This window comes from Vibrio sp. G-C-1, from assembly GCF_021728015.1.
Taxonomy (GTDB): domain Bacteria; phylum Pseudomonadota; class Gammaproteobacteria; order Enterobacterales; family Vibrionaceae; genus Vibrio; species Vibrio splendidus.
Map to the genome: position 1 here is coordinate 1 of NZ_JAKKCR010000002.1, position 14,123 is coordinate 14,123.

12 protein-coding genes are annotated in these 14,123 nt (G+C 44.3%); 3 read left to right on the plus strand and 9 right to left on the minus strand.

The genetic code is table 11. The features are described 5' to 3' along the window. The coding region (locus L3V36_RS03160) for a transposase (RefSeq protein ID WP_237296607.1) at positions 1–154 on the plus strand (154 nt) is incomplete at its 5' end. Positions 155–206: 52 nt separating this feature from the next. Here L3V36_RS03160 and L3V36_RS03165 read toward each other — a convergent pair. From L3V36_RS03165 to L3V36_RS03190, 6 genes are all read right to left on the minus strand, one after another. Further along, on the minus strand, positions 207–767 hold the full coding sequence (locus L3V36_RS03165) for a sugar O-acetyltransferase (RefSeq protein ID WP_102249783.1): 561 nt from the start codon (positions 765–767) through the stop codon (positions 207–209). Between the two features lie 164 nt (positions 768–931). Then, entirely contained in the window at positions 932–1,930 is a 999-nt protein-coding gene (locus L3V36_RS03170) for a LacI family DNA-binding transcriptional regulator (protein ID WP_102448097.1), read from the minus strand. A gap of 99 nt (positions 1,931–2,029) precedes the next feature. Continuing rightward, positions 2,030–3,469, minus strand: a complete 1,440-nt coding sequence (locus tag L3V36_RS03175; protein ID WP_017078512.1) for a 6-phospho-beta-glucosidase — start codon at positions 3,467–3,469, stop codon at positions 2,030–2,032. Positions 3,470–3,742: 273 nt separating this feature from the next. Beyond that, positions 3,743–4,873, minus strand: coding sequence for an RHS repeat-associated core domain-containing protein (locus tag L3V36_RS03180; protein ID WP_208774597.1), 1,131 nt, complete (start codon positions 4,871–4,873; stop codon positions 3,743–3,745). Then, a complete protein-coding gene (locus L3V36_RS03185; RefSeq protein ID WP_208774596.1) occupies positions 4,863–8,555 on the minus strand; it encodes an RHS repeat protein in 3,693 nt (1,230 codons plus the stop codon). Before L3V36_RS03185 ends, L3V36_RS03180 begins: the two co-directional genes overlap by 11 nt. Before the next feature lie 63 nt (positions 8,556–8,618). Next, positions 8,619–9,746: a hypothetical protein gene (locus tag L3V36_RS03190; RefSeq protein WP_102456835.1), complete on the minus strand. Its 1,128-nt coding sequence runs from the start codon at positions 9,744–9,746 to the stop codon at positions 8,619–8,621. An 885-nt stretch (positions 9,747–10,631) separates the two neighbouring features. Between L3V36_RS03190 and L3V36_RS03195 the strand changes: the two genes are divergently transcribed. Then, a complete protein-coding gene (locus tag L3V36_RS03195; RefSeq protein ID WP_029405941.1) occupies positions 10,632–10,883 on the plus strand; it encodes a hypothetical protein in 252 nt (83 codons plus the stop codon). A 128-nt stretch (positions 10,884–11,011) separates the two neighbouring features. On the opposite strand, the gene L3V36_RS03200 is transcribed toward L3V36_RS03195, so the two are convergent. Both L3V36_RS03200 and L3V36_RS03205 read right to left on the minus strand, forming a co-directional pair. Continuing rightward, a complete protein-coding gene (locus L3V36_RS03200; RefSeq protein WP_102488407.1) occupies positions 11,012–11,536 on the minus strand; it encodes a hypothetical protein in 525 nt (174 codons plus the stop codon). A 51-nt stretch (positions 11,537–11,587) separates the two neighbouring features. Beyond that, positions 11,588–11,977 carry a VOC family protein gene (locus tag L3V36_RS03205; RefSeq protein ID WP_017078507.1) on the minus strand — a complete coding sequence of 130 codons (390 nt, stop codon included), beginning with the start codon at positions 11,975–11,977 and terminating at the stop codon, positions 11,588–11,590. Between the two features lie 198 nt (positions 11,978–12,175). Here L3V36_RS03205 and L3V36_RS03210 point away from each other — a divergent pair, with 198 nt between their 5' ends. Further along, positions 12,176–13,075 carry a DMT family transporter gene (locus L3V36_RS03210; protein WP_208774594.1) on the plus strand — a complete coding sequence of 300 codons (900 nt, stop codon included), beginning with the start codon at positions 12,176–12,178 and terminating at the stop codon, positions 13,073–13,075. A gap of 90 nt (positions 13,076–13,165) precedes the next feature. Here L3V36_RS03210 and L3V36_RS03215 read toward each other — a convergent pair whose 3' ends face one another. Continuing rightward, complete coding sequence (locus tag L3V36_RS03215; protein ID WP_017094847.1) at positions 13,166–14,068, minus strand: LysR family transcriptional regulator; 903 nt, start codon at positions 14,066–14,068, stop codon at positions 13,166–13,168. Positions 14,069–14,123 lie beyond the last annotated feature (55 nt).

Consider the following 14,123-nt stretch of genomic DNA (forward strand, 5'->3'; position numbering starts at 1 on the left):
CATTCTCGCATCGGCAAGTTATCCGCTCAACACCTGCACATTGGAAGGGATAAACAACAAGATAAAGCTAATCAAACGAATGGGGTATGGGTATCGAGATACAGACTACTTCTTCTTGAAGATAAAAGCGGCTTTCCCCGGAAAGCCGCGATGAACCAAAACAAAGCCCGAACCTAGGTTCGGGCTTTATCAATTCAATCTGATTATTACTCGTTATCGATCGCTTTCAGCACTTTACATGGATTACCGACAGCAACCACATTAGCTGGGATGTCTTTGGTCACCACACTGCCTGCGCCAATCACGCTGTTTTCGCCAATAGTGACACCGGGGCAAATGATTACACCACCGCCAAGCCAAACATTGTCGCCGACGTTAATCGGTGTGCCAAACTCAACGCCTTCTTCTACACGGCCTTTCACATCGAGTGGATGACCTGCGGTAAGGATTTGAACATTCGGGCCAAGCAGCACATTGTCACCAATGGTCACTTCAGCCACATCCAAAATCACGCAGTTAAAGTTAGCGTAGAAGTTCTTGCCCAGCTTGATATTCGAGCCGTAATCACAACGAAATGGAGGTTCTAAATGCGCATTTTCACAGCCCGGAATCAGCTCTTGCGTTGCTGCTTCCCATTCGGGTGTGTCAGGAATACTGTTATTAAGTTTTTGAAGCACCTTACGACATTCGATACGAGCGGCATAAAGCTCTTTATCCCAAGCCTGATAAGGTTCGCCTGCTAGCATTTTTTGTTTTTCTGTTTTCACGTTACTTACCTGTTCTCGCATTACTTAACTAATGGTGGTCAATTCATCGACCAAAAACGCAATATCGCACATCTAAATAACAGTGAATAAGGAGTGTTTGAGCTTGGTTGAAGAGATGCGCAGCTCGTCACTTTTTGTAGGTGAAATATGAAATTCGAACGGTGCTAATTTAGCTTCGCTATCGAATCACGTAACACCAAACTGCCAGTGGTATTGATGGTGGTCGCTTGCTCTGTTTCACCGACAATTTGCAGGATCGCCTTTTGCGTCATTTGCTCTAATGGCACACTCACAGACGTTAAGCTTGGCGTTAAAAACGCGCCCACTTTGCTGTTATCAAAGCCGACAATAGAAACATCTTGAGGCAATGAGTACCCAAGTTCAGTTAACGCCTTAATCGCACCAATCGCCATGTCATCATTTTCCGACAAGATAGCGGTGAATGTTGCTTTGCTTTTTACCAGAGCCTGAGCCGCGTGATAACCGCTCTCCATCGTCCAATCACCTTGAACAACTTTGGCCTCATCCAATGCAATACCCTGTTTAGTTAGCACATCTTGATAGGCTTGGTAACGCAGCTCATCGGTCGAAGAGCCAGCTTTACCACGAATCACTGCAATGTCTGTATGGCATTGCTCGATGATGTGTTCAACCATCAAACAAGCGCTCTGATAATGGTCGGTGGTAATGGCATGATTAGGCTTCGACGGCATTTCTCGGTTGAGTACCAGAATCGGTGTGTCAGTGCTTTCGATGACCTTTGCAATCTCGCTTTCGGTTAAGCATTGCGGATAGATGATGATGCCCGCGCACTTCATATCCAGCAGGAAGTTGATCGCCTTTACTTCGTCTTCAGCACTGTGTTTGCCATCGGTGATCACCAATTGGTGATTCGACTTTTCGCTATAAGAAGCCGCGTGATACATCAAGGAAGAAAAGTAAGGGCCATTGAACAACTCATTAGTGATTACAAAGCCGATGAAATTGGTCTTCTTGGTCGCCAATTGCTGGGCCAACAAGTTCGGTCGATAACCTGTTTCTTGAATCGCATCGAATACCTTTTTCACCACATCTGGGCGCACGATGTTCTTGCCATTTAAGACACGAGAAACAGTCGATTTAGATACACCTGCGCGGTTTGCGACGTCAAGCATGGTTACCATTCGCTTCTTTTCCTTTATAAAAAATTAGCCGACATAGGCCGACTAATTCATTGCAAAATGACAGTTCACAGTTCACATAACTGCGCTGGGAAATGCATTCTAAATAGTGGCACCGTTAGATGCAATCACGCCTTTATACCACTCGAACGACTTCTTGCGCTTGCGCTCTAGTGAGCCAGATTGATCGTTGTGCTTATCTACGTAAATGAATCCGTAGCGTTTTTTCATCTCACCGGTGGTGAACGACACTAAGTCGATACAGCCCCAAGGGGTATAACCCATCAAGTCAACACCATCAATCGCAACGGATTTTTTCATCTCTTTGATGTGGTCGCCAAGGTAAGCGATGCGGTAGTCGTCATTAATGCTGCCATCTTCTTCTATGGTGTCGACAGCACCGAAGCCATTCTCGACGATGAACAATGGCACTTCATAGCGCTCATAAAGAGATGCTAAACAGAAACGCAAACCCGTTGGATCAATTGGCCAGCCCCAATCGCTAGACTGGATGAACGGGTTATCGACCGAGTTCTCATGACCGCCGTCCATCGCTTCTTCAGTCGATTGATGAGAAGAAGAATCCAAGGTATTAGACATGTAGTAGCTAAAGCCAAGGTAATCCGCTTTACCTTCTTTCAAGATTTGCTCATCTTCGGGCTGCATCTCAATATTGAAGCCTTTGATTGCCCAGTCACGCTTAGCGTAATTTGGGTAATGGCCACGCACCATCACGTCCGAGAAGAAATAACGATCACGCATCGCTTGCTGTGCCACCATAATATCTTCTGGCTTTGAAGAATGAGGATAGAAAGGCACCATCGCACACATTGCGCCGATTTGAAGATCTGGATTGATCTCGTGACCTTTCTTAACCACCAAAGCACTGGCAACAAACTGATGGTGAACCGCTTGATACATGGCTTCTTGCGGCTTTTCACATTGTGGAAACTTCACGCCAGAACATAACCAACCAAAGATATCTGCTGAAGTATTCATCTGGTTATTTATCTCATTGAACGTCATCCAGTACTTAACCTTGTGCTGGTAGCGTTCCATCACTGTGGTTGAATACTTAACAAAGAAATCGATCACTTTACGGTTCATCCAGCCCCCGTATTCTTTGGCTAGATGGTAAGGCATTTCAAAGTGGCTCAGTGTTACCACAGGTTGAATGTCGTATTTCAGCAGCTCATCAAACAGATCATCGTAAAATGCTAAACCCGCTTCACACGGCTCAGCTTCATCGCCATTTGGGAAAATACGCGTCCAAGCGATACTGGTACGGAAACACTTAAAGCCCATCTCAGCAAATAACTTAATGTCTTCTTTGTAGCGGTGGTAGAAATCAACAGCCACTTGGTTTGGGTAGTTTTCACCATCAATCACACCATCGGTGATTCGACGTTGTACACCATGAGCACCTGCCGTTAATACGTCAACGACACTCACACCTTTACCATTCGCATCCCAGCCGCCTTCTAGCTGATGCGCTGCTACTGCACCACCCCATAAAAAATCGTTCGGAAATTCGTTGTTCATACCATTACCCGCTACAAGTTATTCGTGAAAAAGATCGGGATTAGAGAAGCAATCGCAACTCTGAAACCGATTTCAATAAAAGTAAAGATACAGACTGAAACCGGTTTCAACAATACCTTTTTGATCTTTTTTTGATCACGAAGTGAGATCTAAGGAAAGTACTCATGGTTGGTGGGTAACGTTCGAGAACGCCTACACAGAATGCAAAAAAGCCAGTTCAACGAGTGTTGAACTGGCTTTATATTAGTAGTTAAAGTAAACCAATAAAACAGACTACGACAATGGCAGCTGACGGATCATCTGCTGAACCTCATTGCCATATTTTATTCGTTGTCGTGTCTCTTCGAGTGCGTACATTTGCGTCTTCTTGGCTGCAGGGTTGGCACTTCGACCTTCCGTAACCATGGTATCCGCTGAAGACTTTTCTTCATCTAATCGCCCAGGTATTGTTTTAACCGATGACCAACCTAAACCACCAATCGAGCGCGCCGTCATTATACCTTGATAGATGGTATAGCCTCGGGCGCCCACTTTGACTTGTCCAAGAAGAATCTTGGTAAACCCACCATGAATTGGAGGAGGTGTGTACGTCATCGTCTTACCGCCCTGCGTCATTCTAGTTGCAATAACCTGCCCCTTAGAGCTGCCGATTCGCATCGCTGGGTTCGTTTTAGAGGCCCACGCAAGATTGTACTCACCAGAAGGCCTAATCTTGTTCATCAAACGAGAACCAAGACCGGGCTGAGTGACATCTTCCAATGCCCCACCCGCTCTTACCCAACGTAAGTTCTGAACCGATTTGTAGGCTGAATATCCGCCACTCACCACACCAATGATATCGAATGGAATGGTCGCAATATCGAGTTTATGAGAGATATCCCCATCATCGATAACTCCCGAGGCAATTTGTAAGGCACCACTGGTCATCCCAGCAATACCACCGATAATACCCGCCGCCAATACCAAGCTAGATCCGCCCGTTGGTGCAGCTAAGGCAATACCCACAATACCCGCGATAACCCCAAAAGCACCAAACAAGATCTTACTGATATTCAGATGTCCGCTTGGGTCTGTGAAGTTAATCGGATCGTTATGGCAGTACACATAAGCATTGTGAACCCCCTCATTGAAAGGTGCCAAACTGTCCGGTGCATTGAAGCGCATCAACTTCGGCTGGTAAACGCGATAGCCTTGGCCTAAATGGTAGCCTTGCAGGACAGGATCCAACCACTCGCCATTAAAGCCAATTTCCGAATGAGAGATATTCATCGACTGCGCCATCGCTAAACGAACCGAAGTAGGAAGCAGTGAGATACCACCAGCCACCGCCGCAGTTTGACCAATTTTAATCAGGACCTCACGGCGATTAAGTGGGGTAATAAATACCGAGTCTTTATTGTTCATTTGCATTCCCCGCTTGATCACGTTGCCCATATGGAGAGTAACGGTACATAGACCCTGTTTTACCCGAAGTATTTGACGCGATTACCGAACCATTTTGATCCGTTGCCAATAACGTGGTTTCCGAGTCCATCTCTGACCATTTAGGCACTCCTTCGTGATAGATATACTGAGTGAGTTTGCCATTTTCCTCGATCGAAGCGAGGTCCCCCCATAGATAGTTAAAGTGACGAGATTCAGAAACGGACTGTTGTGTAGACAGTCGGTCGTTGCTGTCATATTGATAGAGCCATTCGGTATTATCAGCTAACACACGCTGTAATCGGTCGAAATTGTCATATTCAAGAATTCGACCATCCGCATCTTGAATCATGTTGCCATTCAAGTCGTATTTCACTGTTACCTGACCGTCGAGTTGTGGATGGGAATGAGTAATACGAGTCAACTGGCAAGGGTCATCCGACTCATAAAAGTAACGAGCGAAATCCTCAGATTCAGTAGTAGCTGTGCGTTGCGTCAGCATGTTACCTAGCTCATCATAGCTCCAATCAATAGACGTCATAGGCTGAGACCAATCGCTCAGTGGGCCCGCGCCGAAGAACTCGACTTTAGTCAACTGAGAAAGGTCATCATAGGTATAGATTTCCGTCAGGTTACCTAAAGTTGCACACTCATTTTTACGAGAATTAAGCAGCCCTAACGCGTTATATTCTTGTGATTGCTCAAAGATATAATTATCGTTCAAGGCTATAGCTCGGTTGACTACGCGACTATATTCATCCCATTCGAGTTCAGTGACTTGGGTTTGACTACCCGATATCAATGTTTCTAGTATCACTCGATCAAACTCATCATATTCGTAGTAAACCGTTGTTGAATTTGAACTCAATTTCACTAATCGTCCGAGTTCGTCGTAGCCATACTGGCGAGTGTCCGTGTCACTATCAATTGCAGCGATCACCCCACCATCGGAGTAGCTGTAATAACGAGACTGACCATCATTCACCTCGGCTTCAGGCAAGCCTTTAGTCGAGTAGGTAATGGTACTTTGATTACCTTCACTGTCCTGACTCCCTGTCGGTAAGCCGGATATTGGATCATGACTGTAACTAGAAGCCTGCCCATCAGACGACTTAGCACTTAGCACTCCCAATTGGCTATCGCGAGTAAATCGCCTTGTTGGGGCTGCCATGCTGGTTTCAGTTTCTGGGATATTGCTGCTATCCGCGTAAGTCCACGCCAATGAAACTTGGGGACTCGCTCCTCTGCGCAGGGATCGCGGTCGTCCCAATCCATCAATATCGCGTTGCCCTAAAGTCACCCCACCAATTTTCAGGTCTACAACTTGTGACTGATCGGTATGTTCAGCGTAAGTGATATCTTGATCGACACCGTTCGCTTGAGTCATGCGAATCACACGATCAAAACGGTCGTAATGGTAATGCTTGGATCGAGCGAGAGGATTCGTTTCTTTAATCAATCTTCCCCATGAGTCGTACTCATAATTCCAACTGTTGATGCCTTGCTCTTTTTTCTCTTCTAGCCCCCAGCTATTCAGAGAACTGACCGTCATGGTCAAACCTTCAATACCTTGGGTTTTCTTACGTGAGGCGAGATTATTGAACTCGACACGACGTTTTCCATTCGCTAACAGAGTCGCTTTAACCTGATCCCACTCATCGTATTCATAGCTTTCTGTTAACACCACAGGCGCCGATCTAGAATGGCGATCAGGCAGCACATCGTAGGTACTCTTGCTTTGGAGTCTGCCCAACGCATCGTACATTTTTGTCCATACGACCGAGCTACCAACTTTAGCCTCTAATTCACGTCCTTGACCGTCCCAGCTTTGTTCGCACAAGTTGCCTTTGCAATCCGTTAGCAACAAGGTTTGTCGACTCATACCAGTATCAACAATGTATTGATACGAACGGGCTGCACTTCCTTCAATCCGTTCTTCAGTAGTTCTACGAAGCGAATCATAAGTAAATGCACAGCTAACTCCGTCTGAATCGACATGACGCGCGAGTTCTCCAATATCAAGGTAGTGCCCAACCGCAAGATTGGTTTTCGTATTGTCGTGACAGGTCAGCTCTTCGTGTTCTTCAAGGACATCGCTATCCAACTCATAGCGATAGTGAGAAATAGCAGAATACGTGCCGTTAGGATGAAGAATGTCATTTTGGACTGAAGCCAATCGGCCGAAAGAGTAGGTCTCACCAGTATCAGTTTGATAAGCGTAATGACTTCTATAGCGTTGGACGTCTTCTTCCAAACTCAGAACCACATCACGATGGCCATTCAGCCCCTCAAGAGAAGCATATTGATAAGAGATCACTCTCTGTTCTGATCCATTGTTGAGCGTACGAGATTTGACGAAATTCACCATACCCGTTGGCGATGCGGGACAACCTGCCTCACCATTTTTAGCGTAGTATTCGTAACGTTCTGCGATGTCATTCTCATCAACGAACTTAAGCATGTTGCCATATTCGTCGTAATCCCATAATCGACTTTGAGCTTGGCTATCCGATCCAGAAAACCAGATTTGTTCCTCTTTACTGATCAAAGAATACTGAGCAGGTTGATCCGAAAACTGCTGGTTATCAATCGCTGGGTATTCCAGCCTTTTCAAATGAACAAGGTCTCCGCTTACCTGCCGGGCTTCTTCAACGAGTAAGTGAAATTGATTGTATGTTTGAGCGGTGACAATAGAGCCATTTTCGATTTTTTGTACGCGATAAGTATATTCGTAACCACGCTCAAGTAAGTTATCAAGCCCTTCACTTAATTCACCGCCACGTACACCGTAACCCATGAAATTGCGGCTATCTGTACCAACACTGTCGTAGGTTGTGGTAATAACTGGCGAATTAAGGGTAAGAACATCGTGTGCAGTAACGGCTGGTAAGTAAGTCATTGAGTTGACTCGAATACCATCAGCCTTATATCTCAAACGCTCGGTCAAGCCACAAGGATGGTTTACCTCATTGATTAACGTATATGAACCAATGCTTTCATAACCGAAACTATAGCTACCTGCTTGTTCTGGTAAATTGCATTTGACGAGCTTGTTATTGCTAAGAGTAAGACTGAAGTAAGCTTCATGGGTACTGCCAATATTAGTAAAAATATTAACGCGCCCTACCGAGATATACTCAACCCATAAAAGTGCGGTCTGTTTGGTTGTTCTGTCATCCCAAACTCTATCTAAGCGCTTATTTTGTCCCACGTTGAGCCAAGAAAAGTAGAGAGCATGACCATTGCTTTGGGTGATCTTAATGATATCGCCATCTTTATCTAAAAGATCAGTACGGCCATTTTTATACGTGATTTCATAACCATTCGCGCTAGACGATACCGAAAAGTCGAGCAGTTTCTTGTAACGAATACTCATCTCTATATTGGCGTTTAATTCAGCACGGTAGGATTGCCCATTTGCAAGATAGAGCTGTTGGTTCTCGATGTCGTATCTTGGGAGATTCAATTTCCAGCCTTTACCGAAACCAAGGTTGTCCGTCGAGTAAGGTGAGAATTGAATGGATATATCGAGGTTTGGTCCCTTAAGCCAGTTACCAATAAGAGAGCCAAGTAAGATTTGATATGAATAGCTTCTGGTTCTTTGGTCTACGCCGCCCGAACAAAAGCTATCAAAGTTAAAAGCGTTTGAAGTCCAATTAGACATAAATTTCCCCTAAAGTGAATGAGTTAGCCCAAATGGCTGAGCTAACTCTGTTTTATCCGAATGTTACTGGCTAACCAGATTCCAATGGGTGTAATCCCATTTCTGGCCGCCACCGGTAAATTCACTTTGAGGATAAATAAGCTTTAGTGGTCCCTTATTTCCGTATTGGTCAAATACAGTAAATCGGTACTCTTTTTGAGAATCATTGTTCGATGTACCGCTATTTGAATAAAGCAATTGGCTCAGAGTCACTGATCTTAGTTGTTGGTTAACTCGCCATACCGCCTTGCGACCTTCGCCAGCGGCGCTATTCCAAACATATTCATCAGATACATTACGCTCTGAACTTGGAGCGAACACATAACCTTTCACTGAACGAAAGCCATTAGTACAATCAGAATAGCAGCCCAACCACTCATCGTTTAGGAACACCTTATCGCTGTCCGACTCGTCGAAGTTATCCATAGCAACCTCGACCAGTTTCACTGAAGTATCTTTGGGCGTCACATAGAAGTTATACATCTCAGCTTTTTCGAAATAGAACCCATCAGCGTTACTCTCTTCCCATACCTTGTCACCTTCTCCAATCTCTGAAAAGTCGGCGGCACTATAGGACTTAGGCTGTACGCTTTGATAGAAGGCACTTGATTCATTTGGATAAGCGCAGCTGTCGTAGTAGTTATTGTCATATTGGCTACCAGTATTGAATTTAACTTTCATACAAACTTCACGATGCTGAGCTACCTCGTTGCTATAAACCCAAGCGGTTAATTTGGTATCAGATGCTGCAACCCGAGAGGTTGGTAGACCCTTAGAGTATCCATAACTGTTCCCCATTTGGTGAGAATAGTCATTTGGGTTCAATGTATACCCCCAGCAATCTCTTCCGTAGGTACAGTCTTTATTTTTGCCTAACTCTTGTTCACTATTCTTAAGGTAAAAAGATATCGCACCTTCTAAGTCACTCTTAGGTACTGTCACTGGTCTGCCGTAACTATCAGCGAAGGAAACTGACACACTAAGTTTGGACTGCATTCTTCCATTGCCATAAAAAGGCATGGGTACGCCGTTGCTTTCATTATGATCAGCCGTTAAGTCATCGGCCACCACATGATAGTCACTATTAATTCCTGCAAAACTTGCACTAGAAAAAAAACACGCTGACATTGCTAGTAACAATGATTTATTCATCGACAACTTCATAGTATTAACTCTACATATTATTAGGTAAGAAATTAAAGAAAAGACAATGATATCTATGGATATAACAACTTTGTTGATAGTTAAATTCCCCCTAGGGTCTTCGCCCTATTTTAAAATTCACACTATCAACGATTACAAGTGCCATTATCCATTCTGATAGCCATTGCTTACACGCCATTTAATTGATTAAACAGACAGCGCTAATTTAATTAATCAATTCATCAATGTAAAATTTCAAAGTCTTCTTAGCCCTAGCCAATTCATAAAACCCAATGAAAAACTATACCAATAAAAAACAACAACTTAAGATTACATGTGTAACATTATTTCAAATTCATTCATGCAATAGCCACACTCAGGATCGAGAGGGAATTACTTTTTATAAAAATCAGCCTATTTATTTGTTGTGACTCGCATCGTTACACCACCTTACTGTTAATAATATCAGCGCTTTTACATTATTTTTATATTAAGAAGAACTATTCGAGATAATTGCCCTTACCAATAAAATGGTAATATTCATTATTAAGCTGATATCCTCAGATATCTACCGCGTTCGTTAATTACGTCAAAATATAAAAACCACCATAAAATTACCACTATGTTCAATTATTAACCGACAAGATGGTAATTTATATGCTTTTATCTAATTTCTATTAATATAATTAATGAAGAGTTAATGAGTTCTTATTAATGATCTCTTTCAATATTTTGAAAAACCTGTTTGCCCCTCTACCAGGGTAGACTTTAGACTTAACACTCTACAAAGCGAATCTCTGTTCTACGTTGGAACTCGGCTTAGTGGCCATGTTAGGCGCAACAATTGCCGCTATCTGCGTAAGGAAAATGGCGAATGTAGAATAGAAGGTCGTAGTGCTAGCTTATCAAGCCATATTCGTGGGGGGTGTTGCGCTGATTCCGTCGCTTATCGAGTGGCAATGGCCGACGTGGTATAAGATAGTGCTGTTAGTGTTGGTCGGTGTTATTTCTTCTATCGGCCAATGGTTTGGTGTCACCGCTTACAAATGGGGAGAAGCGAGCATAGTTTCAAATATTGGGTACTCACAGATGATCTACTCAATGATTCTTGGTTACTGTTGTATGCCGAGTTGCCAAACACCATAGCGCTGATTGGCGCCGCGGTGATTGTTTTCAGTGTCATTATGCCTTTTGTAATCAAGCTAAATAAAGGTCAATAATTCACGGTTCCATTTGCCCCGACCAATTCGATAGGAACGAATGGCACCCCAACATCAATGCTGCTCAAAATATTGGTCGTGTTGTGATTTGCCAGATTGGTCTTGAGTTCCAGGGTAGAACTGAACGAGTGTCTGGTCGGCTAATGTGAGGTGAATCCAACCCTCTTTGACTTTCAGCCAATTGGTGCCGTTGGTCTTATAGACGGCAGGAAAATTGCCCCAGCCTGACTCTGATACCTGCAGCTCTTGAAAGCGGTTAATCGGCGTTAGCTTATTGCTGGCAAAATCTGCGTCGGTATAGACTGATAAAGGTTCGATAGCATCGTTTGGCTTAAACGTGTAACAGCTGACAGCGGCTGAAATGCGATCAAACCATTGGTAGGGCTGTGCACCGATTAAATCGTAGACCGTGCAATCGTTAAATTGAATGGCCCACTCTTGATGGGCTTTGAAGCCAAGGTAACCTATGGGTTGGGATGGTTCAGGCTTCGAGTCAGCCTCTGGTTCATATACCGGTTCTGAGGTAGCACATCCCATCAGCCCAAGACTAAAAAGGAAAGTCAAAGCACGCTTCATCATTGTAATACCTCAGTTCCGTTAGTGAGTTAAAAGCTATTCAAGCTCCCTCCATTAAACGGTAAGTTCTAAGCGATTACCATCCGGATCGAGTACACAGCTCTCATAATAGCCATCGCCTGTTCTTCTTGGGCCATCTAAGCGCTCATAGCCGTCTTCGACCAAGCGACTTGTAAGTTCATCAACCGCTTGTTCCGAGCCTAATGAAATCGCCATATGAATGAAGCCTGTAAATTGATCATAGATGTCATCTTTCGATTCAGGCACCGAATCCATTTCCATGATCTCTAAACGGCTCCCTGTTTCGAAAGAGAGGAAGTATGAAGAAAACCCTTTGGTTGGGTTGTGATATTTTACGTTGGATGTTGCGCCGAAATAGTTTTCATAAAACTGCTTCAACACGTCGAGTTGTTTCGTCCAAATAGCGATGTGTTCAATCTTCATTTTGTTCACCTAAGTTTGATATCTAGCGCTAGATTACTCATCAAATAAGGAACAATAAACAGAACGAAATTCATCGAAACTGTTCCTATTTAATGGACGCGATCTTATGTCCATAACTGCACAGTATTGGTATCTATGTTTGTGTAATAGTTATCTTGCCTACATAGTCGGTGTTTTACACATTCTGAGATATAAGCCGTGAACTTTATAAAACTAATAACTCTCGCTGCGATATGGGGCGGTTCGTTTCTGTTCATGAGAATTGCCGCTAATCCGCTGGGCCCTGCGGTGCTGATTGAAGCGCGAGTTCTGTGCGCTGCAGTCACTCTACTCTTGGTTTCTTTATATCTGAAAAGGAAGCTTTCTTTTAATGCCCATGCGAAACACTTTTTCATTCTTGGCTTGTTTAATACCGCACTTCCCTTTTTGTTTTTCGCTTATGCCGCGCAGACACTGAACGCCTCGACACTCGCTATCTTGAACTCTACCGCGCCAATATGGGCGGCGATCATTGGTGCGATATGGACAAAAACAACACTCGATGCAAGAGTTCTATTAGGGCTTGGAATTGGGGTAACGGGAGTTGGCGTATTGGTCGGTTGGGATGCGATGAACATTGGCCGTGAGGCTGTGTTTCCTATATTTGCGGCGGTGATGGCGGCCTTTAGCTACGGAATAGCGTCAAACTATACCAAACAAGCACCTAAAGTTGAGGCATTCAATAACGCTCATGGCAGCATGTGGGCTGCGGTATTAATCGTGTTGCCGTTTGTCTTCTTTATGCCGATGAGAGAGGCTCCTGATCTCACCATCACCACATCAGTTCTCTTACTGGGCGCCGTTTGTACTGGCCTTGCTTACCTGCTTTACTTCAATCTCGTTTCAGAATTGGGTGCGCCTTCGGCTCTGTCTGTCACCTTCTTGATTCCTGTTTTTGGCATCTTGTGGGGCAACCTGTTCTTAGACGAAGCGATTGGCCTTAACACCATTTTCGGCTCGGTTCTTGTTATTACCGGTACCATGTTAGTAACCGGTATGACGCCTTCTAGGATGATAGAGAGCGCTAAACAGAAACGAGCGGCAAGAGTAGCTCGCTAATCAAATGCCAATGAGCACTTAGAATATCAGCAATGCATGTTGGAATAACGCTGGAGAGCTAGGCCGCTGACGGTTAACTAATAGAAGCCATTAATCGGCCATGTATTGCTGAATCTTGTTTCTCAACCACTGATGAGCAGGGTTCGGTTCCGTTCTCTTATGCCAAATCATGTATTGCTGCACAGGCAACACCTCAAACGGCTGATCAAGAACTTGAAGCTGGAATCGCTCGGCAAATTGATTAGCAAAACTACGAGAAGTACTGCCGACACAATCAGAGCCAGAAACCAACACACACATCATCATCAATGAGTCACATTCTGAGCTCACTTTTCTTTGTTTGATGGCCTTCTTAGCGAAATAATCAGCCGTATAAAGGCGAGAACGACGCATTCTAAAAGTGATGTGCTTTTCATCGTAATACTGCTCTTCGGTCACGAAGCCATCAATTCTTGGGTGCCCTTTACGAGCAATCAATACCAACTTATCCTCAAGCACTTGCTGGTTCATATAACCATTGACCTGCGGGTAGTGAATATCTATGGCGAGATCCGCTTGCTGCATGCTCAAACTCTGCAGGAGTTCTTCTTCGTTATTCGGCACCATATTGAATTCGATTGAGATATTTCCCAGCGTTTCATCTTGCTCGACAAGCGGCTGAAGCTTGGTTAAACCTATCTCATTAACCAGAAGTCGGAATACATGATGCTGCTGATTATCGAATTGCTTCAAGGTACTAACAGCGCTGGTGATTCCCTCGAGTGCAGGTTCCACTCGGCTTGCTAGTTGCACCGCAGCATTGGTTGGAATGATCCCTCGCCCTTCACGAATAAACAGGTCAGTATCAAGCTGAGATTGGAGTCGCTTCAAGGCTCCACTCACCCCGGGCTGAGTCATACCAAGCGATTCTGATGCAAGCGTGATCGACTTTAATCGATACACTTCTAAGAACACGCTCAATAGATTTAAATCCAACTTTTCCACGTCGCTCACCGTTACTCTCCCTGTCAATGTGGTCTTAATCAATCATAGGTCAGGATTCGTCTTC